Source organism: Dyella ginsengisoli LA-4 (genome assembly GCF_000334915.1).
In the GTDB taxonomy this organism is placed as follows: Bacteria; Pseudomonadota; Gammaproteobacteria; order Xanthomonadales; family Rhodanobacteraceae; genus Dyella_A; species Dyella_A ginsengisoli_A.
This window is the reverse complement of the sequence record NZ_AMSF01000016.1, coordinates 125,285-151,079: the sequence shown is the minus strand read 5'-3', so window position 1 is coordinate 151,079 and position 25,795 is coordinate 125,285. Positions and strand designations below refer to the sequence as shown.

General features: G+C 68.8%; 24 protein-coding genes. 19 read left to right on the top strand and 5 right to left on the bottom strand.

The features are described 5' to 3' along the window. Window positions 1–8: 8 nt before the first annotated feature. From C693_RS0104885 to recO, 10 genes are all read left to right on the top strand, one after another. Window positions 9–2,567, top strand: a complete 2,559-nt coding sequence (locus tag C693_RS0104885) for a putative bifunctional diguanylate cyclase/phosphodiesterase (protein ID WP_430536798.1) — start codon at window positions 9–11, stop codon at window positions 2,565–2,567. Window positions 2,568–2,695: 128 nt separating this feature from the next. Further along, window positions 2,696–3,289, top strand: a complete 594-nt coding sequence (gene rpoE / locus C693_RS0104880) for an RNA polymerase sigma factor RpoE (protein ID WP_017461137.1) — start codon at window positions 2,696–2,698, stop codon at window positions 3,287–3,289. Next, window positions 3,286–3,936, top strand: coding sequence for a sigma-E factor negative regulatory protein (locus C693_RS0104875; protein ID WP_026107188.1), 651 nt, complete (start codon window positions 3,286–3,288; stop codon window positions 3,934–3,936). Before rpoE ends, C693_RS0104875 begins: the two co-directional genes overlap by 4 nt. Before the next feature lie 116 nt (window positions 3,937–4,052). Further along, the gene (locus C693_RS0104870; RefSeq protein WP_017461135.1) at window positions 4,053–5,510 is read left to right on the top strand and encodes a DegQ family serine endoprotease; all 1,458 of its coding nucleotides are present in this window, start codon (window positions 4,053–4,055) and stop codon (window positions 5,508–5,510) included. 141 nt (window positions 5,511–5,651) lie between these two features. Next, window positions 5,652–7,442 carry a translation elongation factor 4 gene (gene lepA, locus C693_RS0104865; protein ID WP_017461134.1) on the top strand — a complete coding sequence of 597 codons (1,791 nt, stop codon included), beginning with the start codon at window positions 5,652–5,654 and terminating at the stop codon, window positions 7,440–7,442. 71 nt (window positions 7,443–7,513) lie between these two features. Next, entirely contained in the window at window positions 7,514–8,461 is a 948-nt protein-coding gene (gene lepB, locus C693_RS0104860; RefSeq protein ID WP_017461133.1) for a signal peptidase I, read from the top strand. A 136-nt stretch (window positions 8,462–8,597) separates the two neighbouring features. After that, complete coding sequence (locus C693_RS0104855; RefSeq protein ID WP_017461132.1) at window positions 8,598–8,975, top strand: DUF4845 domain-containing protein; 378 nt, start codon at window positions 8,598–8,600, stop codon at window positions 8,973–8,975. A gap of 3 nt (window positions 8,976–8,978) precedes the next feature. Beyond that, window positions 8,979–9,635, top strand: a complete 657-nt coding sequence (gene rnc / locus C693_RS0104850) for a ribonuclease III (RefSeq protein ID WP_017461131.1) — start codon at window positions 8,979–8,981, stop codon at window positions 9,633–9,635. 66 nt (window positions 9,636–9,701) lie between these two features. After that, window positions 9,702–10,649: a GTPase Era gene (gene era / locus C693_RS0104845; protein ID WP_017461130.1), complete on the top strand. Its 948-nt coding sequence runs from the start codon at window positions 9,702–9,704 to the stop codon at window positions 10,647–10,649. A 7-nt stretch (window positions 10,650–10,656) separates the two neighbouring features. Next, window positions 10,657–11,367 carry a DNA repair protein RecO gene (gene recO, locus C693_RS0104840; protein ID WP_017461129.1) on the top strand — a complete coding sequence of 237 codons (711 nt, stop codon included), beginning with the start codon at window positions 10,657–10,659 and terminating at the stop codon, window positions 11,365–11,367. 6 nt (window positions 11,368–11,373) lie between these two features. On the opposite strand, the gene C693_RS0104835 is transcribed toward recO, so the two are convergent. Beyond that, a complete protein-coding gene (locus C693_RS0104835; RefSeq protein WP_026107187.1) occupies window positions 11,374–12,132 on the bottom strand; it encodes a response regulator in 759 nt (252 codons plus the stop codon). A gap of 45 nt (window positions 12,133–12,177) precedes the next feature. On the opposite strand from C693_RS0104835, the gene C693_RS0104830 reads away from it, so the two are divergent. The 9 genes from C693_RS0104830 to C693_RS0104790 all read left to right on the top strand — a co-directional run bounded on the left by C693_RS0104830 (window position 12,178) and on the right by C693_RS0104790 (window position 20,037). Beyond that, entirely contained in the window at window positions 12,178–14,199 is a 2,022-nt protein-coding gene (locus tag C693_RS0104830) for a hypothetical protein (RefSeq protein ID WP_026107186.1), read from the top strand. 27 nt (window positions 14,200–14,226) lie between these two features. Continuing rightward, a complete protein-coding gene (locus tag C693_RS0104825) occupies window positions 14,227–14,829 on the top strand; it encodes a YdbL family protein (protein ID WP_017461126.1) in 603 nt (200 codons plus the stop codon). A 79-nt stretch (window positions 14,830–14,908) separates the two neighbouring features. Next, entirely contained in the window at window positions 14,909–16,219 is a 1,311-nt protein-coding gene (gene rlmD / locus C693_RS0104820; protein ID WP_017461125.1) for a 23S rRNA (uracil(1939)-C(5))-methyltransferase RlmD, read from the top strand. 11 nt (window positions 16,220–16,230) lie between these two features. Beyond that, entirely contained in the window at window positions 16,231–16,761 is a 531-nt protein-coding gene (locus tag C693_RS0104815; RefSeq protein ID WP_017461124.1) for a CYTH domain-containing protein, read from the top strand. Then, entirely contained in the window at window positions 16,755–17,771 is a 1,017-nt protein-coding gene (gene nagZ, locus C693_RS0104810) for a beta-N-acetylhexosaminidase (protein WP_017461123.1), read from the top strand. Before C693_RS0104815 ends, nagZ begins: the two co-directional genes overlap by 7 nt. Then, window positions 17,768–18,316, top strand: coding sequence for a hypoxanthine-guanine phosphoribosyltransferase (locus tag C693_RS0104805; protein ID WP_017461122.1), 549 nt, complete (start codon window positions 17,768–17,770; stop codon window positions 18,314–18,316). Before nagZ ends, C693_RS0104805 begins: the two co-directional genes overlap by 4 nt. Before the next feature lie 31 nt (window positions 18,317–18,347). Continuing rightward, window positions 18,348–18,899 carry an NADPH-dependent FMN reductase gene (locus C693_RS0104800; protein ID WP_017461121.1) on the top strand — a complete coding sequence of 184 codons (552 nt, stop codon included), beginning with the start codon at window positions 18,348–18,350 and terminating at the stop codon, window positions 18,897–18,899. A 23-nt stretch (window positions 18,900–18,922) separates the two neighbouring features. Beyond that, window positions 18,923–19,666: an S-methyl-5'-thioinosine phosphorylase gene (locus C693_RS0104795; protein ID WP_017461120.1), complete on the top strand. Its 744-nt coding sequence runs from the start codon at window positions 18,923–18,925 to the stop codon at window positions 19,664–19,666. Window positions 19,667–19,827: 161 nt separating this feature from the next. After that, the gene (locus C693_RS0104790; RefSeq protein WP_017461119.1) at window positions 19,828–20,037 is read left to right on the top strand and encodes a cold-shock protein; all 210 of its coding nucleotides are present in this window, start codon (window positions 19,828–19,830) and stop codon (window positions 20,035–20,037) included. Window positions 20,038–20,106: 69 nt separating this feature from the next. Here C693_RS0104790 and pdeM read toward each other — a convergent pair whose 3' ends face one another. Genes pdeM through C693_RS0104770 form a run of 4 tightly spaced genes read right to left on the bottom strand, consistent with a single transcriptional unit; the run spans window position 20,107 to window position 25,775 of the window. Then, complete coding sequence (pdeM, locus tag C693_RS0104785) at window positions 20,107–20,766, bottom strand: ligase-associated DNA damage response endonuclease PdeM (protein ID WP_017461118.1); 660 nt, start codon at window positions 20,764–20,766, stop codon at window positions 20,107–20,109. Beyond that, on the bottom strand, window positions 20,763–23,210 hold the full coding sequence (locus C693_RS0104780; protein WP_017461117.1) for a ligase-associated DNA damage response DEXH box helicase: 2,448 nt from the start codon (window positions 23,208–23,210) through the stop codon (window positions 20,763–20,765). Before C693_RS0104780 ends, pdeM begins: the two co-directional genes overlap by 4 nt. Then, the gene (locus C693_RS0104775; protein WP_017461116.1) at window positions 23,167–24,762 is read right to left on the bottom strand and encodes an ATP-dependent DNA ligase; all 1,596 of its coding nucleotides are present in this window, start codon (window positions 24,760–24,762) and stop codon (window positions 23,167–23,169) included. The genes C693_RS0104780 and C693_RS0104775 overlap by 44 nt, the downstream gene beginning before the upstream one ends. Continuing rightward, the gene (locus C693_RS0104770; RefSeq protein WP_026107185.1) at window positions 24,762–25,775 is read right to left on the bottom strand and encodes a ligase-associated DNA damage response exonuclease; all 1,014 of its coding nucleotides are present in this window, start codon (window positions 25,773–25,775) and stop codon (window positions 24,762–24,764) included. Before C693_RS0104770 ends, C693_RS0104775 begins: the two co-directional genes overlap by 1 nt. Between the last annotated feature and the right edge of the window lie 20 nt (window positions 25,776–25,795).

Here is a 25,795-nt window from a genome sequence, read left to right as displayed (position 1 = left end):
CGAACGACATGCTGGTGGTTGCATCGCACCGCGAACTGCGGCGGCGGCTGTTCGACGTCCTCGATCGCGAGGACCACGATCGCATCCTGAGCGCTCGCGATGCCGCCCATGCGGCCATCCTGCTGGCTGGTCGCGGGCCTGTCTCGCTGGTCGTTCTGGCGTTCGAAGGGGACGGTCGTGCATCCCGCGCCTGCTGCGAGCAGCTCCGCGCGATGGAAAGCTGCCGCGCCGCGCCGATGCTGGCGGTGTTCGCGCCGGACTGCAAGATCGGTCCGGCGCTGCTGCCCGAGTCGGTGGCCGACTGGCTCGACAGCACCAATATCGAACGTGACCTGGTGGCCCGGTGGCAACGGGTCCTCATGCGCCAGTCGGCTGGCGTATCGGCCCCTGCAGAGCCGCTGCGCCCGGCGCCGGAGGAGACGCTCGCTTACCGCTTTGCCTTCGATGACGAGGATGGTGACGCCGAATGGGTGATCGTGGACCCGGCCGGCGACCGCGTGCTCGATCTCAACGCTGCCTTGCTCCGGCACTCGCTGCTTGCCGTGACCGATCTGCTCGGCAAGCCGCTCGGCCAGCTCCTGGCGTTCGAGGGTGTCGAACTCGAGCAGGTGCTCGGGGAGGCCGATCGCCACTGGTATCCGTGCCAGCGTAGAACCCGGCACGGTACCGACACGGGGCAGGCGAATGCACGGCGCGTGAGGCATCGCGGACGCGATGCCGTCGCCATCGCGTTTCGCAGCGATCGGGCCGAAGCCCGCGGCGAGGCGGCGCTGGCACTCCTGTCGCGCATCGTCCAGTCCGGCGGAGGGGTGGACCCGCATGCGTCCACGGCCCGGCTGCTGGTCGATGAGCTCTCTCTTGACTACCTGGCGCTGTGGTCGGCGCGTCCCGAGGACAGCGCCACGCCGATACGGCTACTGCAGCACTGGGAAGGCGACGACGTGCCCTGGCCGTCGCCGCAGGAGCAGGTCTCACTGCGGCGTGTGCTCGGCGGCAAGAGCATGTTTCACGCCGAGGATGGCCGCCGACTGGCCGAATACGATCCGCTGCTGCAGCTGCTCCAGCTGGAGGGATTTGCCGGGCTGCCACTGCTCGACGAGCGTCGCAGCGTCATCGGTGCGCTGCTGGTCGGACGCCACCGGAGTCTGGGGCGCGCGGAGATCGTGGAGCCCGTCCTGCACTGCGCCGCTGCGCGCTTTGCCCAGTCGATCGAGTTGGTGCGCACGCGCGAACAGGGGCGAGCCGAGGGACTGCTCGACGCGCTTACCGGCCTACCCAACCGCTTGTTGTTCAACGACCGCCTGGAAACGATTCTGCGGGAGGCCCACCGCACGGGCGAGTGCTTTGCGGTGTTGTTCCTCGACCTGGACAATTTCAAGGGGATCAACGACACCCTTGGGCATGCCGCTGGCGATCAGGTCCTGCGCGTGGTGACCCAGCGGCTCAGCAGCTCGATTCGCGCTTCCGATACGGTGGCGCGCTATGCGGGAGACGAGTTCACAGTCGTGCTCCGGCACATCATCAAGAGCGACGATGTTCTGCGCGTGGCAGAGAAGATCGTGCAGGTGATGGAGGCCCCCCTGCACCTCGACGGTGGCGAGGAGTTGCAGGTCACCGCCTCGATCGGCGTGAGTTTCTTCCCGGATGACGCTGCCGATGCCGACACCTTGCTCAGGCACGCCGACGAGGCGATGTACGCGGCCAAGCATCTGGGACGAAACAATTTCCAGATCTACGAGATGAGCCAGGACCAGGCTCAGCAGCAGGACGTGGCCCTGATATCGCGGCTACGCCACGCCGAACGCAACGGCGAGCTGCGCGTGTTCTACCAGCCGCAGGTGGATGCAGGCACCGAGGATATCGTGGGCATGGAGGCGCTGGTGCGCTGGGAGCATCCCGAGCTCGGGGGTATCAGCCCCGGCGTCTTTATCCCGCTGGCGGAGGAATCGGGCCTGATCGTGTCGATCGGCGAATGGGTCCTGCGCACGGCCTGTGCCCAGGCGCACGCCTGGGAGCAGGCGTATGGCCTGCGCCTGCGACTCGGGGTGAACCTGTCGGCGGTGCAGCTGATGGAGCGGAATCTTCTCGAGGTGGTTGCGGGGGTGCTGGGCGAGACCGGGCTCGATCCCGAGCTGTTGGAGCTGGAGGTGACCGAGAGCATCTCGATCAAGGAAGTGCCGAACCTGGTCGAGAACCTCGAGGGCCTTCACGAACTCGGGTGCCGGATCGCCATCGATGATTTCGGCACCGGCGCGGCGTCGCTGGACTATCTGCGGCGATTGCCGGCCGACCGCATCAAGATCGACCAGAGCTTCGTGCGCAACATCGGCATCGATCCGGACGACGAGGCCATCGTTCGCGCCACCATCGAGATGGCCCATCGACTCAAGCGCGGGGTTGTCGCGGAGGGCGTGGAAATCGAGCAGCACTTCGAGTTCTTGCGGGCCAATCAGTGTGACGAGCTGCAGGGTTATCTGTTCTGCCGACCCTTGCCGCAGTCCAGCTTCGAGCGGCTTCTGGCGGAGCGCCAGCGCCTGGTGGAGTCGGGTGGGGCGGTGGCGGCTTGAGCCGGGCCGGGTCCATCCCAACCTGAAGGGGCGGGGTGAACTTGCGGCGTCGCGACTTGTCTGACCGCCTCCATCCTCCCGTCGAGAATCCGGTATTCGTGGCGACAGTAATCAAGGAGACGGCCCGGATGGGCGAAAACGAGCTGGACCGGGCGCTGGTCGAACGCGTCCAGAAAGGGGACAAGCGGGCGTTCGACCTGCTGGTGCGGAAGTACCAGCACAAGATCATCGGGCTTGTTTCCCGCTATGCGAACAATCACGCCGAGGCCGAGGATATCGCCCAGGATGCGTTTGTCCGCGCCTGGCGGGCGATCGGGTCGTTCCGCGGGGACAGCGCCTTCTACACGTGGATGTACAAGATCGCCGTCAACACCGCCAAAAACCACCTGGTGGCGCAGGGGCGGCGTCCGCCGGCCGATGATATCGACGCGGAAGACGCCGTCTTCGTGCCGGGCTCCGACCGCATGCAGGAGACCGCGACGCCCGAGCGCGAAATGATGCGTCAGCAGGTGGAACAAACCGTGTTCGCCGCGGTCCAAGCCCTGCCCGAAGAGCTGCGGACTGCAATCACGCTGCGAGAGGTGGATGGTCTGAGCTACGAAGAGATCGCCGAGGCGATGCAGTGCCCCATCGGTACTGTGCGTTCCCGCATTTTCCGTGCGCGGGAAGCCATCGACTTTAAGTTGCGTCCGCTGTTGTCCGATCGAGAGGATCAGGCATGAATCATCAACCCGAACAACTTTCTGCCGGCATGGACGGCGAGCTGACTGGCGAGGAGCTTCGGTTCCTGCTTCGCGGGCTCGACCACGATCGAGCCCTGCTGGTGCGCTGGGAGCGTTTCCACCTGGCTTCAGCCAGCCTGCGTCGCGAGCTGCCGGCATTGGCGACGGCCTCGTTTGCCGACCGGGTGATGCATGCGATCGAGGGCGATTCGGCCTCTTCCGCCATGCCTCGTGCGCGGCGCCACCGCTGGCTCCGTCTATCGGCAGGTGGCGCCATTGCCGCAGGTGTGGCGGTGGTGGCGCTGATGGCAGCGCGTCCGACCGGTCCGGTCGCCAGCAGTGCCCCGGGGCCGGCTTCCGTTGCCCAGTCGAATGCGCCGGGACAAGCGGCAAGCCCCGCGCCATCGGCGTTGCCCGCACCTGCGGCCGTACCGCGCTGGCTCAGCAACAGCAATCCGATGCGCATGACGCAGATGGCGTCCTACCCGCAGGGCGACTCGATTTCCCCGTATGAGCAGTCCATCTCCCCGTACCGGGTAAAGGCCACGCTGCCGGCTGCCGATGGCAGCTATCTGCTGCTGGTCGATCCCGGTATGGCCCGTCAGTCGGCCCGGCGCCCCGTGCGCGAGGCCGCTACGGCCCAGTGACGAAGCGCCGCGCGGCTGAGCCGCGGCGCTTATTCCCTTCCCCGACCCCCGGTCCGATGCGTCTGCGACGCGTCGTCGGTCGCCGTTTGCCTGATTTAGTCCCACAGGAGGAGATCATGAGTCGTCCCACCCTGCGCCTGCTTGCTTGCAGTGTCCTTATCGGTCTGGCCGCCGCCGGTGGCGTGCAGGCCCAGGTGGCTGCCCCTGCGGCGGCTGCGGCCGCGTTGCCCGATTTCACCGGAATCGTCCAGCAGAACGCCCCGGCGGTGGTTCACGTCGAGGCCAAGTACAACGGTCGCAGCCAGCCGCGGATCACCGGCAACGGCGCCGGAGGCGATGATCAGGCGGAGATCCTGCGCCGGTTCTTCGGCATGCCCATGATGCCGTCGCCCGAGGATCAGAAGCACATCTCGCTGGGCTCCGGATTCATCATTTCCAGCGACGGCTACATTCTGACCAACAACCACGTGGTGGATCACGCCGACGAAGTCACGGTCCGCCTGCAGGATCGACGCACGCTGACGGCCAAGGTGGTGGGGACCGATCCGCAGTACGACATCGCTTTGCTCAAGGTGAGCGTCCCGGGCAAGCTGCCGACGGTCCATATCGGCGAGTCGCAGTCGCTCAGGCCCGGCCAGTGGGTGCTGGCGATCGGCTCGCCGTTCGGCTTCGACTACACCGTGACCCAGGGCATCGTCAGCGCGATCGGTCGCAACCTGGGCAGTGGCGACCAGCCGTACACCTCGTTCATCCAGACCGACGTGCCGATCAATCGTGGCAACTCCGGCGGTCCGCTGTTCAACCTGCAGGGTCAGGTGGTCGGCATCAACTCGCAGATCTACTCCAACACCGGCGGCTACCAGGGCGTGGCATTCTCGATCCCGATCGACGTGGCGATGAACGCGGTGGAGCAGCTCAAGACCAAGGGCTTCGTTACCCGCGGCCAGCTCGGCGTGATGGTGCAGGGCATCAGCGACGACATGGTCAAGGTCTACAAGCTCGACCGCGGGGCCGGTGCGGCGGTGACCCAGGTCAGCCCCGACAGCGGGGCGGAGAAGGCCGGTATCGAGCCCGGCGACATCATCCTCAAGTACAACGGACAGGAGATCGACCAGCCGGGCGATCTGCCACCGTTGGTGGGTCTGACCAAGCCGGGCACCCGGGTACCGATGGAGATCCTGCGTGATGGCAAGCACAGGACGCTGGAAGTGACGGTTGGTTCAGCTCCCCGTGATCCGGACGCGGTGTCCTCGGCCGGCAACCCGGTCCCCAGCATGACCGGAGCCAAGGCGCTCGGACTTACGGTGGGATCGATCGATGCGGATGACCGCAAACAGATGGGTCTGCGTCCTGGCGAGGGCGTGCAGATCACCGATATCAGCGGTGAGGCGGCCGCGCAGGCAGGGCTGCGTCCGGGAGATGTGATCCTGCGGGTCGACCAGAAGGCGATCGGCAGCGTGGCCGACTTCAAGTCCGCGACCCGGGACGTCAAGGCCGGCAGCACGGTACTGCTGCTGGTGCGTCACGACGGCCGGAGCGGCTTCATCGGCATCACTGTGCCCCAGGACAAGTAGCTGTTGGACACCCCGGGGCCACCCTTGGCCCCGGGGCGGTGGGAAAGGGGCGTTCCATGCGATAATGCCGGGTTCGTGCCGCCAGCCCGGAGGCACGCCGCCACGGCCCTCCCGTCGCGGTGCAAGCTGACAGCGTAGCCCATGGAACTGATCCGCAATTTCTCCATCATCGCGCACATCGACCACGGCAAGTCCACGCTCGCCGACCGCATCATCCAGCTCTGCGGCGGCCTCTCCGAGCGCGAGATGGAAGCGCAGGTGCTCGACAACAATCCGATCGAGCGCGAGCGCGGCATTACCATCAAGGCGCAGTCGGTGTCGCTGCCGTACAAGGCGCGCGACGGCAAGACCTACCAGCTCAACTTCATCGACACCCCCGGCCACGTCGACTTCAGCTACGAGGTCAGCCGCTCGTTGTCCGCCTGCGAGGGCGCGTTGCTGGTGGTGGACGCGGCCCAGGGCGTGGAAGCGCAGTCGGTGGCCAACTGCTACACCGCGATCGAGCAGGGGCTGGAGGTCATTCCCGTCCTCAACAAGATCGACCTGCCCACGGCCGACATCGAAAAGGCCAAGGGCGAGATCGAGGCGGTGATCGGGCTGGACGCGTCGGACGCGATCCCGGTCAGCGCCAAGACCGGCCAGAACGTCATCGAGGTACTGGAGGCGATCATCCACCGGATCCCGCCGCCGAAGCCGCGCGACACCGACAAGCTGCAGGCGCTGATCATCGACTCCTGGTTCGACAACTACCTTGGCGTGGTATCGCTGGTGCGCGTGATGCAGGGCGAGATCAAGCCCGGCGACAAGCTGCTGGTGATGTCCACCGGACGCACGCACGAGGTGGGCGAGCTGGGCGTGTTCACGCCCAAGCGCAAGAAGCTGGCGAAGCTCGGCGCGGGCGAGGTGGGCTGGATCACCGCCTCGATCAAGGATGTGCACGGCGCCCCGGTCGGCGACACGCTGACCCTGGCCGGCAAGCCGGCCGAGAAGCCCCTGCCGGGCTTCCAGACCATGCAGCCGCGCGTGTTCGCCGGCCTGTTCCCGGTCTCGGCCGACGACTACCCGGCGCTGCGCGAAGCGCTGGACAAGTTGCGCCTCAACGACGCGGCGCTGTTCTTCGAACCGGAATCGTCCGAGGCGATGGGCTTCGGCTTCCGCTGTGGCTTCCTCGGCATGCTGCACATGGAGATCGTGCAGGAGCGGCTGGAGCGCGAGTACGACCTGGACCTGATCACCACCGCGCCGACCGTGGTCTACGAGGTCCTCAAGACCGATGGCACCGTGATGTCGCTGGACAACCCGGCGAAACTGCCGCCGGTGCCGCAGATCGACGAGATCCGCGAGCCGATCGTGGTGGCCAGCATCCTCACGCCGCAGGACTACATCGGCAACATCATCACCCTGTGCGAGGAGAAGCGCGGCGTGCAGCGCTCGATCCAGTACCTCGCCACCCAGGTGCAGATCACCTACGAGATCCCGCTGGCCGAGGTGGTGCTCGACTTCTTCGACCGGCTCAAGTCGGTGTCGCGCGGCTATGCCTCGATGGACTACCACTTCGACCGCTTCGAGGCCGGCCCGTTCGTGCGCACCGACGTGCTGATCAACGGCGACCGCGTCGATGCGCTCAGCCTGATCGTGCATCGCGTCCACGCCGAACGCCGCGGTCGCGAGCTGGTCGAGCGCATGAAAGACCTGATTCCACGGCAGCAGTTCGACGTGGCGATCCAGGCGGCGATCGGCGCGCAGATCATCGCGCGATCCACCGTCAAGGCGCTGCGCAAGAACGTGCTTGCCAAGTGCTACGGCGGCGACGTGAGCCGCAAGAAGAAGCTTCTGGAAAAGCAGAAGGAAGGCAAGAAGCGCATGAAGCAGGTCGGCCGGGTGGAGATTCCGCAGGAGGCCTTCCTGGCGGTGCTGAAGGTCGACAAGTAAGGATCGAGGGTGGTGGCCCGCCGGTATGATCGTCGGGGCGGGCCGAGCGTTTTCCGCTGACGGAGCAACACATGGATTTCGATTTTTCCGCCATCCTGCTCGGGCTGACCGTGCTGTTCGGCGTGGTGTGGGGGCTGGATCGTCTGCTGCTGTATCGACGTCGCAAGGCGCGGTTGGACGCGGCCGGCGCAGAGTACCGCGATCCGGTGCCGGTGGATTGGGCCCGCTCGCTGTTTCCGGTGGTGTTCGTGGTGCTGCTGTTGCGCTCGTTCGTCGCCGAGCCGTTCCGCATCCCGTCCGGCTCGATGATGCCTACGCTGGACGTCGGTGATTTCATCCTGGTCAACAAGTTCGCCTACGGTCTGCGACTGCCGGCGTTCAATACCAAGTTCCTCGATCTCGGCGAGCCCAAGCGCGGCGACGTGGTCGTGTTCCGGTTTCCCGGCTACCTGTGCCGCGACGCCTCCGGCAAGCTGACCCGGGTTGGCGGCGACGAGAACGGTCCGCCGCGCCTGGGGCCCGGTGACCGCTGCCCGGCCGACGCGCTGCCGGTGCAGAGCCAGAACTGGATCAAGCGGGTGATTGGCCTGCCCGGCGACACGATCGAGGTGCGGGACAGCCAGATCGTGATCAACGGCAAGGCGGTGCCGTCGGACGAGCTCGGTCCCTACGTGGGCAATCCGCAGCGGGCGGAAGACGCCGAGCTGCTTTACTACGGCGCCTCGATCTGGACCGAGCACCTGCCGGGGGCTGACGGCAAGACGGTCAACCATCTGGTGGCGCGGATGCCGGCGCGCATGTCTACCAACGCCATTCCCAACGAGCTGGTGCCGTCGAAAGTGCCCCAGGGATGCTACCTGGTGATGGGCGACGATCGAGAGAACAGTCTGGACAGCCGCTGGTGGGGCTGCCTGCCGGAGAAGAACCTGGCCGGCAAGGCCTTCCTGATCTGGTTCAGCTGGCGCGGCCTGCACACCGGCTTCGTCGACTGGAAGCGCATCGGCACGCTGATTCACTGATTCCGGGACGGACTCCGCGTGACGATCGTCGCTCCCGGGTGCAGAATCTGCGGCGCGGTCGAGCGCGTGCCGACGGGGCGGCTGGACACCATCCATATCACCGAGGGTCGCCGCTTTGCGGCATAGCGAGGGGACTATGAAATCAAAGCAGTCGGGCATCACGATGATCGGGTTCCTGTTCATCCTGATCATTGCCGCCTTTTTCGGCTACATGGCGATGAAGCTGGTGCCGTCCTACATCGAGTTCATGGGCGTCAAGAAGGCGATGTCCCAGATCGCAACCGATGGCGGCGATCATTCGGTCGAGGCGGTACGGCAGGACCTGCTGCGCAAGCTGGACTTTCAGTACGTCGACGACGCCACCGTCGGTCCGAACGACATCAATGTCACGCGCAACAACGGCGCCTACACGCTGACCGTCAGCTACGACAAGCAGATCCCCTTCATCGCCAACATCGACTTCCTGCTGCATTTCGACAACAGCGTGCAGCTTCCCGGCACCCTGGGCGAGTGATTCTTGGCGCTCGATTATCGTTTCCGCGATCTGTCGCTGGTCGACCTGGCGCTCACCCATCGCAGCGTCGGCCGGCCGAACAACGAGAGGCTTGAATTCCTCGGCGATGCCTTTCTTGGGGCGATCGTTGCCGAGATGCTCTACGAAGCCCACCCCAATGCCAGCGAGGGTGAGCTTTCCCGTCTTCGCGCGCAGCTGGTGAACGGCCAGGCCTTGGCGGTGATCGCGCGCGAACTCGAGTTGGGTGATCGACTTCGGCTTGGTCCCGGTGAGTTGAAGAGCGGCGGCTTCCGTCGCGAGTCGATCCTTGCCGACGCATTCGAGGCGCTGATCGCGGCGGTGTACCTCGACGGCGGATTCGATGCTTGTCGCGGGGTCGTGCAGCAACTGTTCTCCGACCGTATCGCAGCGCTGCCACGCTCGTCCAAGGATGCCAAGACCCGGCTGCAGGAGCACTTGCAGGCCCTTGGGCTGCCGCTGCCGCGCTACGAGCTGGTCGCCAGCCACGGTGACGATCATGCCAAGCAGTTCGACGTGCGTTGCATGGTCAGCGAACCGCTGGTGGTGGAAGCCGCCGCCACGGGTTCGAGCCGCCGTGCTGCCGAGCAGGAGGCCGCCGAGTCGGTGCTGTCCCGCCTGCTGGAAGCGTCGAAAGACTGACCTTTCGCTGGCGCCGAAGCCTCCGCGGCGCGATGCTGGCGCCATATCCCCGATAGAACGAAGACCATGAACACCCCCATCGACCTGCCCGATTTCGACCAGGCTCCCCGCGAGCTCCCGCACGAGGACTACCGTTGCGGCCTGGTGGCCCTCGCCGGCCGCCCCAACGTGGGCAAGTCCACCTTGCTCAACGCGCTGATCGGCTTTCGCCTGTCCATTGTCAGTCCGCGTCCGCAGACCACGCGCCATCGCATCCTCGGCATCAACACCACCGAAGCGGGGCAGATCCTCTACGTCGATACCCCGGGCCTGCACCGGGGCGCCAAGCGAGCCATGAACCGCAGCCTCAACCGTGCCGCGCGCTCGGCCATCAGCGATGTCGATGTCGCGGTTCAGGTGATCGAGGCTGCGCGCTGGACCGACGAGGACGAGGCGGTCTATGCCGCGCTTGTCGAGCAGGCCGTGCCGCGTCTGCTGGTGATCAACAAGGTCGACCTGAGCAAGGACAAGGCCGTGTTGCTGCCGTTCGTGGCCAAACTCGCCGAAACCCACGCCTTCGACGAGATCCACTACGTCAGCGCGCTCAAGCGCAAGGGTTTGCCCGAGCTCGAGCGCGCATTGCTCGCACGCCTGCCGGTACAGCCGCCGGTCTACGGCGAAGACGAGGTCACCGATCGCAGCGAACGCTTTCTGGCCGCCGAGATGGTGCGCGAGCAGCTGATGCTGCGGTTGGACCAGGAGCTTCCCTATGCCACCACGGTGGAGATCGAGCGGTTCGAGGATCGACCCGACGGCGTGGCGGAGATTCATGCGGTGATCTGGGTCGAACGCGAGGGCCAAAAGGCGATCGTGATCGGGCAGGGCGGCGCCCAGCTCAAGGCGATCGGCAGTGCCGCGCGCCGGCACATGGAAAAAATGTTCGAGCGCAAGGTATTCCTCAAGCTGTGGGTCAAGGTCCGCGAGGGTTGGGTGGACGACGAGGGCATGCTCAAGCGCCTCGGCTACACCGACTGAGGCGATCGTGCGGATCGACCAGCAGCCGGCCTTCGTGCTGCATGCCCGGCCTTATCGGGAGACCTCGCTGCTGCTTGAATGCCTGACCCGCGACCATGGCCGGATCGGCGTGATCGCACGTGGCGTGCGCAGCGAGCGTGGCCGCGCGCTGCGGGCCTCGCTGGAGCCGTTCCAACTGCTCGCGATGGACCTGCTGCTGCGTGGCGAACTCGCCACGCTGCGATCGGCCGAGCCGTCAGGTGCAGTGCAGCGGCTGGCAGCCGACGCCGGGATCGCCGGCCTCTATCTCAATGAGCTGCTGGTTCGCCTGACCGGTCGCCAGGACCCCCACACGGGCGTGTTCGATACCTACGCCCTCGCGCTGTCGCGGTTGGCCGCTGGCGAGCCGGCGGCGTGGACCTTGCGCCGGTTCGAACGCGATCTGCTGGCCGCGCTCGGCTATGCGCTGGTGCTCGGGCATGAGGCGGAGACCGGTCTGCCGCTGGAGCCGGAGCTGTCCTATCGGTATCGCGTCGAACAGGGCCCCCAGCGTTGCCAGCCCACGGCCGGCGGTGCCCTGCGCGGTGCCTGGCTGGCGGCACTGGCCGGGGACGTGCCACCGGATGCCGCCGGGCAGCAGGCGCTGCGCGGCATGATGCGCGAGGTCATCCGGTTCCACCTCGGAGGAGGCGAGTTGCGCTCCTGGCATGTCCTGGCCGGAAGCGCGCCCCCTCGCTGAGGCCGCTCAGGCCGGCGTGGGCAAGTGGCAGTCCAGCGCCTGCAGGGTCTGGACCAGTGCGAGACGGAACCGGGCCATGTCCGTCTCGACCATGGTCGGCCGGTTGGTCATCGATTGCTGCAGCGTCACCACATGGGCGGACAGTGCCGCCGTCCCGCAAAAGCCGCATGACGAGCGCAGGCGGTGCAGCCTTTCGCGTAGCGCCTCCGGATCCACACGAAGCTGATCGAGCTCGTTGCACAAGGTCAGCAGTTCCTGCTGCAGCAGTTGTCGCAACGCCGCCATGGTGGCCGAGTCGCCGCTGGCCAGAAGCGCCGCAGCGTCGTCAAGCACCGGCAACTGGTGCATGTAGGCGGGGGTGAGACCCATGATCCGCCTGAGATCGTCGATCGCGCAGGGCTTGAGCAGGATCTCGCCGAAGCCCTCGGCCAGCAGCTCGGCGCGAAGCGGTGGCGCCAGTTCTGCGGTGGTCGCGATGGCGACGGCGCCACGGGAGGCCGCGGCGTCGTCCGCCCGCAGGGCGGCCAGCACCTCGCGGGCGCCCGAGTTCGGCATCCGGCAATCCAGCAGCAGCAGGTCGAACGGCCGGGATGACGCGGCATGCAGTGCCTGCGGACCGTCGCTGCATCCGGTCACCCGGGCGCCGAGTGCTTCGAGCGCGTCATGCAGGAAACGGAGGCTGGCCTCGTCATCGTCGGCGACCAGCACGCTCGGCGACACCCGATCCGGAAGGGGGGCGGCGGCGGCTGGGGCAGGGTGCGTCATGACCGGGTCCTTGTCGTTCAGCAGAGTTTGGCAGAATGGCGGGACATGGAATTCCTATCAAGCCGCATTTACGGGGTCATGCTGCTGGTGCTGCTAGGCATGCTGGCCGGACCGGTACGCGCCGGGGCGGTGTTTTCGGCGAAAACCCTGCAGCTGCCCGGCGCGACGCTCCAGCAGGTGCGTGGAGAGATCGTGCCGGCCGCGGGTGGCGGACTGCGGGTTCGCATCGATGCCGACCGGCTCGATCTGCCCGCGATGGGCTGGCGTCGCGTGCCCCTGCATCTCGATGGCGTGCTGCAGCGCGATCCCGAGCATCGCTGGTTGCTGGCCGGTGCCCTGCAACTCAAGAGCGCGCCCGGCAGCGCGATGAGCGATGCCACGGTGGACCTGCAGGTCGACGTGGCGGCCAATACCCTGTTGCTCGATGTGAGCCAGGGTGTGGCGCAGGCCACGGTAGCCGTGCCGCTGGACCAGCCGACCCACGCACAGATCCAGTTGAAGAAGCTGCCGTTCGGCTGGCTTCAGGGGCTGTTGGGCACGGTCTGGGCGGGAAGGGCCACCGGCGGGCGGATCGACGCGCTGATGGCGATGGACCTGCGCGATCCCGGGCTGCAGGCTTCCGGCCAGTTCAGCGTTTCATCGCTCGGTGTGGACTCGACCAGCGGCAAGCTGGCAGCCCAGGGGCTGGGGGGCAGCGGTCGCTTTTCGCTGGATACCACCCAAGGGCCGGCAAAGATCAATCTGGAGAGCACCCTGCGTGGGGGCGAGCTCCTGCTCGGTCCGGTCTACGCCAACCTCCCGGCACACGCGGTGCAGCTGTCGATGGATGCCGTGGCCGATGCGGGAAGGCTGGCGATCGATCGTCTGCGCGTGGGAGACCCCGATGCGCTGGCACTCAACGGCGCCATGGCGTTCGACGCCAAGGGGGACCTGCAATCACTCAACCTCTCCCGCCTCGAACTGGGGTTCCCTGCCGCCTATGACCGCTATGGCAAGGCATGGCTGGCGGCGATGGGGCTGCACGACATGACCATTCGTGGCGATCTGGACGCCACGCTGGATCTGCGCCAGGACGGTCTTCATGCATTCAAGTTCGACACCGATGGCCTGGACCTCGCCGACGGCGACGGCCGGTTTGCGGTGCAGAGCCTGAAAGGCGGGCTCGACTGGAACCGCAACGGCAGCCGTCCGTCGACCGACCTCGGCTGGCAGTCGCTCAGCGTCTACAAGCTGGTCAACGGCCCGGCGCGGTCGAAGTGGCAGAGCGACAACGGCATGCTCACTTTGCAGAAGCCGGTAAGCATGGGGCTGCTCGGCGGCCAGGTGCGCCTGAGTCAGCTGGCCTGGGCGCCAGCGGCGGCACGGGGGCAGCAGCTGGATGCGTCGCTCGCGGTGATCGGCGTCGACATGTCCGCCTTCAGCCGGACGATGGGATGGCCGGCCTTCCCTGGGACACTCGGTGGCGCAATCACCGGCCTGTCGGTCAGCGACGACCGGATTGCCTTGAACGGCGGTTTGTCGCTCAGTGTCTTCGGTGGCTTCGTGGACGTTACCGGGCTGTCGCTGCAGCAGCCATTCGGCGACAACCCGGTGCTGGCTGGTGACATCGCGTTGCGTCAGCTCGACCTGGGCGCGATTACCAGCGTGTTCGATTTCGGCAACATCACCGGTCCGCTCGACGGCCACGTCAATGGCTTGCGGCTGGTGAACTGGCAACCGGTGGCATTCGATGCGCAATTGCTCGCCGACCAGGGGGGGCGAATCAGCCAGCGCGCGGTGAACAACCTCACTTCGGTCGGCGGCGGTGGCATCGCGGCCGGACTGCAGGGCGCCGTGCTCAAGCTGTTCAAGACCTTCGGCTACAAACGGATCGGGCTCAATTGCCAGCTGCAGGGCTCGCTCTGCCATATGAGCGGACTGGAACCGAACTCGGGCGGCTACACTATCGTCGAGGGCAGCGGCTTGCCGCACCTGGAAGTCATCGGCCACCAGTCCGACGTCGACTGGCCCACCCTGGTCCGTCGCCTCAAGGCGGCCGTCGCCGGAGGCGGTCCGGAAGTTCGCTGACCCCTTTCCCCATCCACGGAGCTGATCATGCGGAAGATATTCATTGGATTGCTGGCCACGATGATGGTCGCCCTGGTGGGGTGCGTCACGATCAACGTGTATTTCCCCGAGGCCGCCGCGCAGAAGGCGGCCGACCAGTTCATCGGCACCGTGCTGGACAGGGCCGCCCCGGCGCCTGCGCCGGCCTCGTCCACACCGTCCCCGGTCAAGCCCGCGGCACGTCCGTCGGCCATGCTGCTGGACCTGCTGATACCTGCCGCCTATGCGGCGGACGTGCCGAACATCCGCATCGAGAACGCCACGACCGACGCGATCCGCAAGCGCATGCAGGCGCGCTTCAACAGCACCCTGGGTTCGCTGTTCGCCAGTGGGGCGGTGGGTTTCACCCATGACGGCATGGTTGCCGTGCGCGACGCCTCCAAGGTACCGCTGAGCCAGCGTGCCCAGGTCAATGCCACCGTGGCGGAGGAGAACCGGGACCGCGCCGCGCTCTACCGCGAGGTGGCGAACGCCAACGGGCACCCCGAGTGGCAGTCGAAGATCCAGGCGACCTTCGCCAAGGGCTGGATCGAGCGGGCGCCGGCCGGCTGGTATTATCAGGACGCTTCGGGCGCCTGGAAGCGCAAGTAAGCGCGCCGTCGGCGCCACCGTCCACCCGATCGACGCGCCCGGGTCCTCCATGACCCGGGCGTGCTGTTTTTGGAGCGTCATGCAAGAGATCCAAGCCACCATCTCCGCGCTGGGCCACGACGGCCGCGGCGTCGCCCGCATCGAGGGCAAGACCACCTTCGTCAGCGGCGCGCTGGTCGATGAGCAGGTCAGCCTGCGCATCCGCAAGCGCCATCGGCATTTCGACGAGGCCGAGGTGGTCCAGGTGCTCACGCCCTCGCCGCACCGCGTCGAGCCGAAGTGCCGCCATTTCGGTGCCTGCGGCGGCTGCTCGCTGCAGCACATGGACGCCGAGGCGCAGATCCATGCCAAGCAGCAGGTGCTCGCCGACAACTTCGCGCGCATCGGCAAGGTCGAGCCGAAACGCTGGCTGGAACCGCTGACCGATGCCCCCTGGGGCTATCGTCGCAAGGGCCGGCTGTCGGTGCGCTATGTCGCGAAGAAGGAGCGCGTGCTGGTCGGCTTCCGTGAGGAGAGCAACCCGCGCTTCGTCGCCGACATCAGCCACTGCGAAGTGGTGCATCCGGCGCTGGGGCCGAAGATCGGCGTACTGGCCGACCTGATCGGTTCGCTGGAAGCCGCGCGCGACATCCCGCAGGTGGAGTTCGCCGCCGGCGACGACACCATGGCGCTGGTGTTCCGCCACATGAACCCGCTGAGCGAGCGCGACTGCGCCGCCCTGGTGGCCTTCGGCCAGCAGCACGGTTTCGCTATCTACCTGCAGCCTGGCGGCGTCAGCAGCGTGCACCCGCTGTGGCCGGCCGATCACCGGCTGGCCTTCCGCATCGCGGCGGGCGAGGGCGTTCAGGACGTGGAGCTGGAGTTCCGCCCGCTGGATTTCGTGCAGGTCAATGCCGGCATGAACACGAAAATGATGGCGCGGGCGCTGGAACTGCTCGACCCTCAGCCGACCGACCGCGTGCTGGACCTGTTCTGCGGACTGGGCAACTTCACCCTGCCGATCGCCCGCCGGGTCGCCGAAGTGGTCGGCGTGGAGGGCGAGCACGGGCTGGTCGAGCGCGCCGCGGAGAACGCCAGGCGCAACGGGCTGGCCAACGCCAGCTTCCACGTGGCCAACCTGTTCGAGGACCAGCGTGGCACCGCGTGGGCCCGCCAGCCGTGGGACAAGCTGCTGCTCGATCCGCCGCGTGCTGGCGCGGACAAGGTGCTCGAGTACCTGCCGCACAAGGCGACGAAGCGTATCGTCTACGTGTCCTGCCATCCGGCCTCGCTGGCGCGCGACGCCGGCATCCTGGTCGAGAAGCATGGCTTCCGGCTGGCCGCGGCGGGGGTGATGGACATGTTCCCGCACACCGCGCACGTCGAATCCATCGCGCTGTTCGAGCGCTGAGGCCGGCCGCCATGGGACTGGAGATCGAACGCAAATTCCTCCTCGTCGGCGACGGCTGGCGCGCGGGCATTGATCGCACCGAGCGCATGGCCCAAGGCTATCTGGTCGGTGCGCAGGCTTTGCGTGATGGCACGGCGAAGTCGTCGGTGCGGGCGCGCATCGCCGGCGACCGGGCCTGGCTCAACATCAAGTCGGCGCAGCTCGGCATCGCCCGCGCCGAGTTCGAATACGCGGTGCCGGTGGCCGACGCCGAGGCCATGCTGGCCACTCTGTGCGACGGCGTGCTGGCCAAGCAGCGCCATTACGTGACCGTCGACGGGGTGCTGTTCGAGATCGACGAGTTCGAGGGCGACAACGCCGGGCTGGTCGTGGCCGAGGTCGAGCTGCCCGCCGTGGATGCACCGTTCCCGCGGCCGGACTGGCTCGGTCGCGAGGTCAGCACGCTGGCGCGCTACTACAACGTCAACCTCATTGCGTACCCTTACGTGCGCTGGACGCCCGACGAACGCGACGCCCTCGACGGAGAACCCCCCGCATGCTGATGATCGGTCTGGCCGGGCTCGCCCTGGAGCCGCGCGAACGCGACTGGCTGGTCGCGCCCGGTGTGTCCGGCGTGCTGCTGTTCGCCCGCAACTTCGCCTCGCGCGAGCAACTGGGCGCGCTGGTCGAGTCGATCCGCGAGGTCGGCGGCGAGGACATGCTGATCGCGGTCGACCAGGAAGGCGGACCGGTACAACGCTTCCGCGACGGCTTCACCCGGTTGCCGGCGCTGGCGAAGGTGGGAGCGGCGTACGACCGTGATCCGGTCGACGCCATCCGGCTGGCCGAGGAGCACGCCTGGGTGATGGCCAGCGAACTGCGCGCCATGGGCGTGGACTTCAGCTTCGCCCCGGTGGTGGATCTGGCCCGCGGCAACGCGGCGATCGGCCTGCGCGCCTTCCATGTTGATCCGGCGGCGGCCAGCGAGCTGGGCCAGGCCTACGTGCGTGGCATGCATCTGGCCGGGATGGCCGCCGTGCTCAAGCATTTCCCGGGACACGGTTCGGTGGCTGCCGACACGCACGAGGCACAGGCGATCGACCCGCGCCCGCTGGCCGCCATCGAGCTGGCTGACCTGGTGCCGTTCGCGCAGTGCCTGGAGTCGCGCGTCGAGGCGGTGATGATGGCGCACGTGATCTATCCGGCCGTCGACGAGCGTCCGGCCGGTTTCTCGCCGATGTGGATCGGCGACATGCTGCGTGGACGGCTCGGCTTCGACGGCGCGGTGATCAGCGACGACATCTCGATGGCCGCGGCCGGTGCCGCCGGCGGCGTGGCTGCGCGCGTGCACGCGCACCTCGATGCCGGCTGCGACCTCGTGCTGGCCTGCTTCCCCGACGTGGTGGACGAGGCTATCGCCGCCGTGGCAGGCCGCGCGCCGGGTCCCGCCCATCGTCTCGCGGCCCTGCGCGGCGCGATCGGCGCCAGCTGGGACTCGCTCAACGACAACCCGCAGCGCGACCGCTTCATCGCGCGCATCACGGCGCTGGACGCCGAAGGAACCCCCGCATGACCCTGCCGCCGCTCGCCGATGCCCTGAACAAATCCGACCTGCTGGTCGACCGCGCTGCCATCGACGCCGCCGTCGCCCGCATGGGTGGCGAGATCGACGCAGCGCTCGAGGGCGAGCGGGCGCTGTTCCTCACCGTGATGAACGGCGCGTTGATGTTCGCCGGCCATCTCGCGCTGGCGATCCGCACCGACCTGGAATTCGACTACGTGCACGCCACCCGCTACCGCGGGGACACTACCGGCCACGACCTGCGCTGGCTGCGCGAGCCACTGGCGCCGATGGAAGGGCGCACCGTGCTGCTGGTCGACGACATCCTCGACGAGGGCCATACGCTCAAGGCGGTGCGCGACGACTGCCTGCGCCGCGGCGCGCGCCGCGTGCTGATCGCCAGCCTGTGCACCAAGCAGCACGAGCGGCTGGTCGAGGGTATCGCCTCGGATTTCAACGGCTTCGAACTGCCGGACCGCTATGTGTTCGGCTACGGCATGGACTACCACGAACAGGGCCGCAACCTGCCGGGCATCTACGCCCTGCGCGAGGACTGATCGGCTCCACCACACACGGGAGGGATGCGCCATGAAGCTCCTCGGCATTTCCGGCAGCCTGCGCCGGGCCTCGTTCAATACCGCCTTGCTGCATGCCGCGGCCGAGCTGCTGCCATCCGGCCACACGCTGGCGATCCACGACCTGCACGGCCTGCCGCTGTTCGACCAGGACGTGGAGGAACAGGGCGATCCGGCCGAAGTGGTCGCCCTGAAGGACGCCATCGCGGCTGCGGACGCACTGTTGCTGGCCTCGCCCGAGTACAACGGCGGCATCAGCGGCGTGCTGAAGAACGCGATCGACTGGGCCTCGCGCAAGGGCACGGCGCGCGAGACTGCGCCGCTGGCCGGCAAGCGTGTGTGCATCGTCGGCGCCAGCCCCGGCATCACCGGAACGGTGCGCGCCCAGGACGCGTTGCGGCTGGTGCTGCGCCGTGCCGGCGCGGTGGTCGAGCCGCAGGGCGAGGTGCTGGTGTTCCAGGCACACACCAAGATCGCCGACGGCAAGCTTGCCGATGAACGCACGCGCGAGCTGCTGGCCCGGCATCTTCAGACCTTCGTTGCACCGACCGGGCGCACGTCCTGAATCATTCAACCGGAAACGACATCGTGAGCATCGATCTGGCCGTCATCGGCGGCAGTGGCCTGTACAACTTCCCGGGGCTGGAAAACACCCGGCGGCAATCCGTCGATACCCCCTACGGCCCCGCCTCGGGTGACGTGGTTACCGGCGACTTCGCCGGCCGGCGCCTGGCTTTCCTGGCCCGCCACGGCGAGAGCCACAGCCTGCCGCCGCACCGGGTGAACTACCGTGCCAACCTGTGGGCGCTGCACCAGCTCGGCGCGCGCCGGGTGGTCGGCGTCAACGCCGTCGGCGGCATCCGCGACGACATGGGGCCGCGGGTGATCGTGGTGCCGGAACAGATCATCGACTACACCCATGGCCGGTTCACCAGCTTCTGCGACGTGGAAGGGGCCGAGGTGAAGCACATCGACTTCAGCGAGCCCTACACGGCGTCGCTGCGGCGCGACTTGTTGGCCGCGGCCGCGCGTGCCGGCGTGCCGGCGATCGACGGCGGCTGCTACGGCGCCACGCAGGGGCCGCGGCTGGAGACCCGCGCCGAGATCGCCCGCATGAAGCGCGATGGCTGCGACCTGGTCGGCATGACCGGCATGCCCGAAGCCGCGCTGGCCCGCGAGCTGGAGCTGGAATACGCCTGCCTCGCGCTGGTGGCCAACTTCGCCGCCGGCTGCGGCGACGAGGAGGAGATCAGCATCGAGGAGATCTTCGCCCACCTGGCGGCGGCGACCGCCGAGGTGCCGAAGATCCTCGCCGCGATGCTGGCTGGCTAGCAGCCCGGAAAAAGGCCTGGCAGGGGAACCTGTTCAGGATGTTGCGCTCGACCCACAAACATGCTGATACTTCGGAGGTGCCAGGGGCGGCGGACCAAGGGGATCAAGGGTTCAACGCGACACCTTGGTGCATCCATCCTTAAGCTTCAGAGGTTGCCGCAATGCGTTTCGGTACGGTCAAGTGGTTCAACGACGCCAAGGGTTTCGGTTTCATCGCGCCCGAGGACGGTGGGGAGGACGTTTTCGTCCACTTTTCTGCAATCAACGCCAAGGGCTTTCGCAGCCTGCAGGAAGGCCAGCGCGTGAAGTTCGAAGTCACCACGGGCCCGAAGGGTGCCCAGGCTTCGGGCGTCGAGCTCGCCACGGCCTGATCGCTCGGTCCAGGCAGTTTCGCAAGTAGAACCCCGCGCTCCGGCGCGGGGTTTTTTTGTGCACGCCTCTCAGCGCCTATGCGAGGGCGGCAGCGGCAGCAGGCCGGACGGCGTGACCGCCACCACGCGTTCGCCGCGCGCCACCGGCGTGTCGTGCAGGCCGGTGAGCGCGCCGAAGGCCGGCAGCATCGCCACCGCAGCCCCGAAGCGGAAGGCCGGCAGGCGATGGCTGCGCCAGCCGTCGCGCACGCGCACCGCCGGATGGACGTGGCCGGCCACGACGTAACGGCCGGGCCGCGCCTCCGGTTCGTGGCAGAAGGCGAACGGACCCTCCTCGAGGTGCTCGCCCAGCACGGTGAAGCCGAGCGCATGCGGGTCGGCGTGCCGGTCATGGTTGCCGGCCACCAGCGCCATCTCGACCTCGTCGTGCCGCCGGCGCCAGTCGCGCACGGTGGTCTGCCATGGCGAATCAGGCGGAGTGCGTCCGTGCACGAGGTCACCCAGCACCAGCAGGCGCGTCGGGCGATAGTGGTCGATCAGCGCGTCGAGCCGGGCGAGGTCGTCGACGGTCTGCCCGGTGGGGACCGCGACGCCGGCACGGCGCAGCACCGCGCCCTTGCCGAAATGCACATCGGCGACCAGCAGCCAGCGCCGCGCCGGCCACCAGAGCGCGCGTTCGGCGTGCAGCAGCAGCGACTCGCCGGCGACCTCGATCGCGTGCTCGATCATCGGCCGGCCGCCTTTTCCAGCCGCGCCGCCATGCGCTCGACGCGGCTTTTCCAGTCGTCCGCGTGCACGCCGCCGCGGATCCGTTCGGCCCACAGCGGGAACGCCATCGGCGTCAGCCGTTCCGTGTCGCACAGGCGCAGCGGTCCGCGCGCCGCCTGCAGCAGCGCCGCGCGCAGCCGGCGGTATTCCAGCGCCTGGTCGAGCACGTCGCGCTCGGCCTGCCACAGCAGCGGATGCGCTGGGTCGTGCCGCGACAGCACGTCGAACAGCAGGCCGCTGGAGACCTGCAGCTGGCGCAGGGTCTTGTCGCGCCCGGGGTAGCCGTTGAACACCAGTCCGGCCACCCGAGCCACCTCGCGGAACTGGCGCTTCGCCAGCTCGGCGAGATTGACGCTGGCGCGGATGTCCCGGCGCAGCCCCCACGGATGCAGCAGCCGGCGCAGCGCGGCCTCGTCCAGCGACGGCAGCGCGTGTGCAGTGACCACCAGCCCGTAGTCGTTGACCGCGTAGCCGTAGTCGGCGCGTGCGAGCGCGGCCAGCCGATAGGCCAGCACCGCGGCCAGCCCTTCGTGCGCGAGGCGTCCGGCGAACGGGTAGACGAACAGGTGCTCTCCCTCGCGCGTGCGGGTGCGTTCGACCAGCAGCTCGCTGGTGCCAGGCAGGTGCGACTGGCTGCGCTGGATCGCCCGCAACGGCTCCAGTGCATCCAGCTCGGGCTCGCGGCCGTTGCCGTCGGCGAGTACCGCGCGCATCGCGTCGGCCAGCTCGCCGGACAGCGGCAGCCGTCCGCCGGCCCAGCGCGGCACGCCGCCGCGCCGTGCCGTGGCCTGGCGCACCCAGGCGGTCATGTCGCGCACGCGCACCAGTTCCAGGTGGCGGCCGGCGAACAGGAAGCGGTCGCCCGGACGCAGCCGGGCGATGAAGCTCTCCTCGACCGAACCCAGTCGCGCGCCCTTGAGGTAGCGCACGTGCAGGCTGCCGTCGGCGGTGATGGTGCCGATGGAGAAACGGTGGCGGCGCGCCACCTGCGCGCTCTCCACCCGGCACGTGCCGTCGGCGTCGCGCACCAGCTTGCGGTATTCCGGATAGCCGGCCAGCGCGCTGCCGCCGTGTTCGAGGTAGTCGAGCACGGCATCGAACTGCGCGCGCGGCAGCTGTGCGTAGGCGCGGGTGCGGCAGACCTCGGCGTAGGCGTCGTCGGGGCAGAAGCCGCCGCCCAGCGCGAGGGTGAGCAGGTGCTGGGCCAGCACGTCGAGGCCGCCGCGCGGCGGGTGGCGCGGTTCCAGCCGACCGGCGGCGAGCGCGCGTCGCGCGGCGGCAATCTCGGCCAGCTCCAGCAGGTGGGTGGGCACGCACAGCACCCGCGACGGCGCACCGGGCGCGTGTCCGCTGCGGCCGGCGCGTTGCAGCAGCCGCGCCACGCCCTTCGGGCTGCCGATCTGCACCACGCGTTCCACCGCCGGAAAGTCCACCCCCAGGTCGAGGCTGGAGGTGGCCACCACGCAGCGCAGGCGCCCCTCGCGCAGGTCGTCCTCCACGGCGCGGCGCAGCGCCGGGGCGATCGAGCCGTGGTGCAGTGCTAGCGTCGCCGGGTCGTCCGGCCACACGGCGGCGATCGCCTCGTGCCACAGCTCGGCCTGGGCGCGGGTGTTGGCGAACACCAGTGCACTGCGCGCCTCGCGTACTGCCTGCGCCACGCGACCGAGCTGGCTCAGGCCCAGGTGCCCGGCCCACGGGAAACGTTCGCCCGGTTCCGGCAGGGCGGTGTCGATGCGCAGCGGCTTGCGCGCCTGGGTGCCGATCAGCACGCCATCGCCGGCCAGCGCGTGCAGCGCCTCGTCGAGGTTGCCCAGCGTGGCCGACAGCCCCCACAGGCGCAGCGTCGGACGCAGCGTGCGCAGGCGCGCCAGGCCCAGCTGCAGCAGGGTGCCGCGCTTGTTGCCGATCAGTTCGTGCCACTCGTCTACCACCACGCCGCGCAGCTGCGCGAAGCGCGCCGCCGCGTCCGGGTAGGAGAGCAGCAGGGCCAGGCTCTCCGGCGTGGTGACCAGCAGCTCGCAGGCGCCGCGGCGCAGGCGGACGCGCTCGGCGCTGGAACTGTCGCCGGTGCGGCGCAGGACGCGCCAGGGCAGGCCCAGACCCTCGACCGCGGCGGTGAGGTGCACGGTGGTGTCGGCGGCCAGCGAGCGTAGCGGGGTGATCCACAGCAGTTGCAGCCCGCTGCCCGGTTCGAGCAGGCCATCGATCAGCGGGCCGCCGAGTGCGGCCAGCGTCTTGCCCGTGCCGGTGGGAGCATGCACCAGTCCGCTGTGGCCCTGCGCCCAGGCCTGCCACGCGGCGCGCTGGAACGGCGCCGGCCGGCGGCCGAGCGTGGCGACGAACCAGTCGCGCAGCCGCGCTTCAGCCCGTCGCCAGGCGGCGGAGGTCGTCGAGGCGGTCGGCATCGGTGGGCTTCTTGTCGGTGCGCCAGCGCACGATGCGCGGAAAGCGCACCGCCACGCCGGACTTGTGGCGGCCGGAGGGCTGCACGGCCTCGAAAGCCAGCTCGAACACCTGCAGCGGCTCGACCGCGCGCACCGGGCCGAAGCGCTCGGTGGTGTGGGCGCGGATCCAGCGGTCGAGGCGCGCGATCTCGGCATCGTCCAGGCCGGAATAGGCCTTGGCCACGGTGACCAGTTCGTCGCCGTCCCACACGCCGAAGCTGTAGTCGGTGAACAGGCCGGCGCGGCGGCCGTGGCCGGGCTGGGCGTACAGCAGCACGGCGTCCAGCGTGTGCGGGTCGATCTTCCATTTCCACCAGTCGCCGCGCTTGCGGCCGACCCGGTAGGGCGCGGCGCGGCGCTTGAGCATCAGGCCCTCGGTGCGCGCCTCGCGCGAATGCTGGCGCAGCGCGGCGAGCGCGGGCCAGTCCGGCGCGTCCAGCGCGGGCGAGAGCATCAGCGGGGCATCGGCACCGGCAAGCAGTGCAGCGAGGCGTGCGCGTCGTGCGTCCAGCGGCTGCCCGCGCAGGTCGGCGCCGGCGTGTTCGAGCAGGTCGTACGCCATGAATCTCACCGGCGTGTTCGCCAGCAGCTTCGGACCGGGAAGTCGCTTGCCGATGCGTTTCTGCAGCGCGAGGAACGGCTGCGGCCGGTCGACATCGGCATCCCAGGCCAGCAGCTCGCCGTCGAGCACGGCGTCGCCGCCCAGCGCGGCGGCGGCCTGTTCGATCTCGGGAAAGCGACCGTCGAGCCGCTCCTCGCCGCGCGACCACAGGCGGCAGCGGCCGTCGCGGCGGATCAGCTGGGCGCGGATGCCGTCCCATTTCCACTCGGCGAGCCAGTCGTGACGATCGCCCAGCGAGGCGGGGTCGGCCTCCAGCGGTGAGGCGAGGAAGAACGGATAGGGCCGGTCGGCGAGATGCTCGTCGGTCTGCGCCGGTGCGGCCAGCGCCGCAAGGGCCGCGGGCGTGGGGCGCCATTCGCCGCTGAGGCGGTGCGCGATGAGGTCGGTGGGCTGACCGCACCAGGCCGACAGCGCCTGCACCACCAGTCGCTGCGACACGCCCACGCGCAGCGCGCCGGTGATCAGCTTGTTGAGCAGGAACACCTGACCCGGCGGCAGCGCGGACCACCACGCCTGCAGGGTGGCCACGCGACGCTCCGGGTCGAGCTTCGCCAGCGCCGGCAGGTCGTGCTCCATCCATGCGTGCAGGGGACGGTCGTCCAGCGAGCCGTCGCCCGGCGGCAGCACCAGCGCGATGGTCTCGGCAAGGTCGCCCACCTGCTGATGGCTGGTCTCCACCAGCCAGTCGGGCAGGCTGCTGGCCTCGGCCAGCGCGCGGCGCAGCTCGGTGGCGGTCGCCAGCCGGCGCAGCTTGCCGCCGGCCAGCACATGCACCGCCCAGGCCGCGTCGGCCGCGGGCGCATCGCGCAGGTAGCCGGCGATCGCCTCCCGTTTGGCGAGGGTCGAGGTGGTGCCGTCGAGCGCGGCGTAGAGTCCGGCGAAGCGCTGCATCAGCCGCCGCTCTCCGCATCGCGTTCGCGCGGCAGGTGCAGCGGCGCGGCGTCCACGCCCTGTTCGCGCAGGTAGCGCACCAGCGCATCGCTGTCGCCGTGGGTCACGCGCACCTGCCGCGCGCCGGACTGCGCCACGCTGGCCAGCAGGCCCGGCCAGTCGGCGTGGTCGGACACCACGAAGCCGCGGTCGTAGCCACGCCGGTGGCGGTTGCCTCGGATCTGCATCCAGCCCGAGGCGAAGCCGGTCGAGGCCTTGCCGAAGCGCTTCATCCAGGTCGAGCCGGCCGCCGAGGGCGGCGCCAGCACCAGTTCGCCGGCGAAGTCGCGGCCGCGCGCGGACTCGCTCACCGGCACGGTCGGCACCATCGTCACGCCGGCCTGGCGGTACTGCTCCACCAGCCGCAGCATCGCGCCGTGCAGGTGCACGGTGCGCCCGGTGCGTGCGGCCAATTCGGCGAGGATCCGCTGCGCCTTGCCCAGCGCGTAGCAGAACAGCACGGCCGGCATGCCGCGGCGCGCGCAGTCGTCCCACCACGCCAGCAGGTCGTCGATGACCCGTTCCATCGGCGGCCAGCGGTACACCGGCAGGCCGAAGGTGCACTCGGTGACGAACAGGTCGCACGGCACCGGTTCGAAGGGGGCGCAGGTCGGGTCCGGATCGCGCTTGTAGTCGCCGGACACCACCACCACGCGGCCGTCCAGCTCCATCCGCACCTGGGCCGAACCGAGCACGTGGCCGGCCGGGTGCAGCGACACCGTGACCGGCCCCATGCGGAAGGCCTCGCCATAGCCGCGCGCGGTGATCGCCGCGTCCTGGCCCAGCCGCTCGCGCATCAGCCCCAGCCCGGCGGCCGCCACGTCGTAGTGACCGCTGCCGCTGCGGGCGTGGTCGGCGTGGGCGTGCGTGACCACGGCCCGCGCGACGGGGCGCAGGGGATCGATGTAAAAGTCACCCGCAGGGCAGTAAGGCCCCTCGGGGCGAGGTTGTATGAGCTCTTCGGATCTCACCAGGGCCTCTGTTGATCGGCGCG

What these genes read in the sequence shown, in the direction of transcription:
- lepA (WP_017461134.1), top strand. Translation starts at nt 5,652, where the DNA reads ATGGAACTGATCCGCAATTTCTCCATCATCGCGCACATCGACCACGGC.
- rlmD (WP_017461125.1), top strand. Translation starts at nt 14,909, where the DNA reads ATGCAAGAGATCCAAGCCACCATCTCCGCGCTGGGCCACGACGGCCGC.
- C693_RS0104800 (WP_017461121.1), top strand. Translation starts at nt 18,348, where the DNA reads ATGAAGCTCCTCGGCATTTCCGGCAGCCTGCGCCGGGCCTCGTTCAAT.
- C693_RS0104780 (WP_017461117.1), bottom strand. Translation starts at nt 23,210, where the DNA reads ATGCCGACCGCCTCGACGACCTCCGCCGCCTGGCGACGGGCTGAAGCG.
- C693_RS0104805 (WP_017461122.1), top strand. Translation starts at nt 17,768, where the DNA reads ATGACCCTGCCGCCGCTCGCCGATGCCCTGAACAAATCCGACCTGCTG.
- rpoE (WP_017461137.1), top strand. Translation starts at nt 2,696, where the DNA reads ATGGGCGAAAACGAGCTGGACCGGGCGCTGGTCGAACGCGTCCAGAAA.
- era (WP_017461130.1), top strand. Translation starts at nt 9,702, where the DNA reads ATGAACACCCCCATCGACCTGCCCGATTTCGACCAGGCTCCCCGCGAG.
- C693_RS0104885 (WP_430536798.1), top strand. Translation starts at nt 9, where the DNA reads ATGCTGGTGGTTGCATCGCACCGCGAACTGCGGCGGCGGCTGTTCGAC.
- C693_RS0104775 (WP_017461116.1), bottom strand. Translation starts at nt 24,762, where the DNA reads ATGCAGCGCTTCGCCGGACTCTACGCCGCGCTCGACGGCACCACCTCG.
- C693_RS0104870 (WP_017461135.1), top strand. Translation starts at nt 4,053, where the DNA reads ATGAGTCGTCCCACCCTGCGCCTGCTTGCTTGCAGTGTCCTTATCGGT.
- C693_RS0104855 (WP_017461132.1), top strand. Translation starts at nt 8,598, where the DNA reads ATGAAATCAAAGCAGTCGGGCATCACGATGATCGGGTTCCTGTTCATC.
- C693_RS0104875 (WP_026107188.1), top strand. Translation starts at nt 3,286, where the DNA reads ATGAATCATCAACCCGAACAACTTTCTGCCGGCATGGACGGCGAGCTG.
- pdeM (WP_017461118.1), bottom strand. Translation starts at nt 20,766, where the DNA reads ATGATCGAGCACGCGATCGAGGTCGCCGGCGAGTCGCTGCTGCTGCAC.
- C693_RS0104815 (WP_017461124.1), top strand. Translation starts at nt 16,231, where the DNA reads ATGGGACTGGAGATCGAACGCAAATTCCTCCTCGTCGGCGACGGCTGG.
- C693_RS0104825 (WP_017461126.1), top strand. Translation starts at nt 14,227, where the DNA reads ATGCGGAAGATATTCATTGGATTGCTGGCCACGATGATGGTCGCCCTG.
- C693_RS0104835 (WP_026107187.1), bottom strand. Translation starts at nt 12,132, where the DNA reads ATGACGCACCCTGCCCCAGCCGCCGCCGCCCCCCTTCCGGATCGGGTG.
- nagZ (WP_017461123.1), top strand. Translation starts at nt 16,755, where the DNA reads ATGCTGATGATCGGTCTGGCCGGGCTCGCCCTGGAGCCGCGCGAACGC.
- C693_RS0104830 (WP_026107186.1), top strand. Translation starts at nt 12,178, where the DNA reads ATGGAATTCCTATCAAGCCGCATTTACGGGGTCATGCTGCTGGTGCTG.
- lepB (WP_017461133.1), top strand. Translation starts at nt 7,514, where the DNA reads ATGGATTTCGATTTTTCCGCCATCCTGCTCGGGCTGACCGTGCTGTTC.
- C693_RS0104790 (WP_017461119.1), top strand. Translation starts at nt 19,828, where the DNA reads ATGCGTTTCGGTACGGTCAAGTGGTTCAACGACGCCAAGGGTTTCGGT.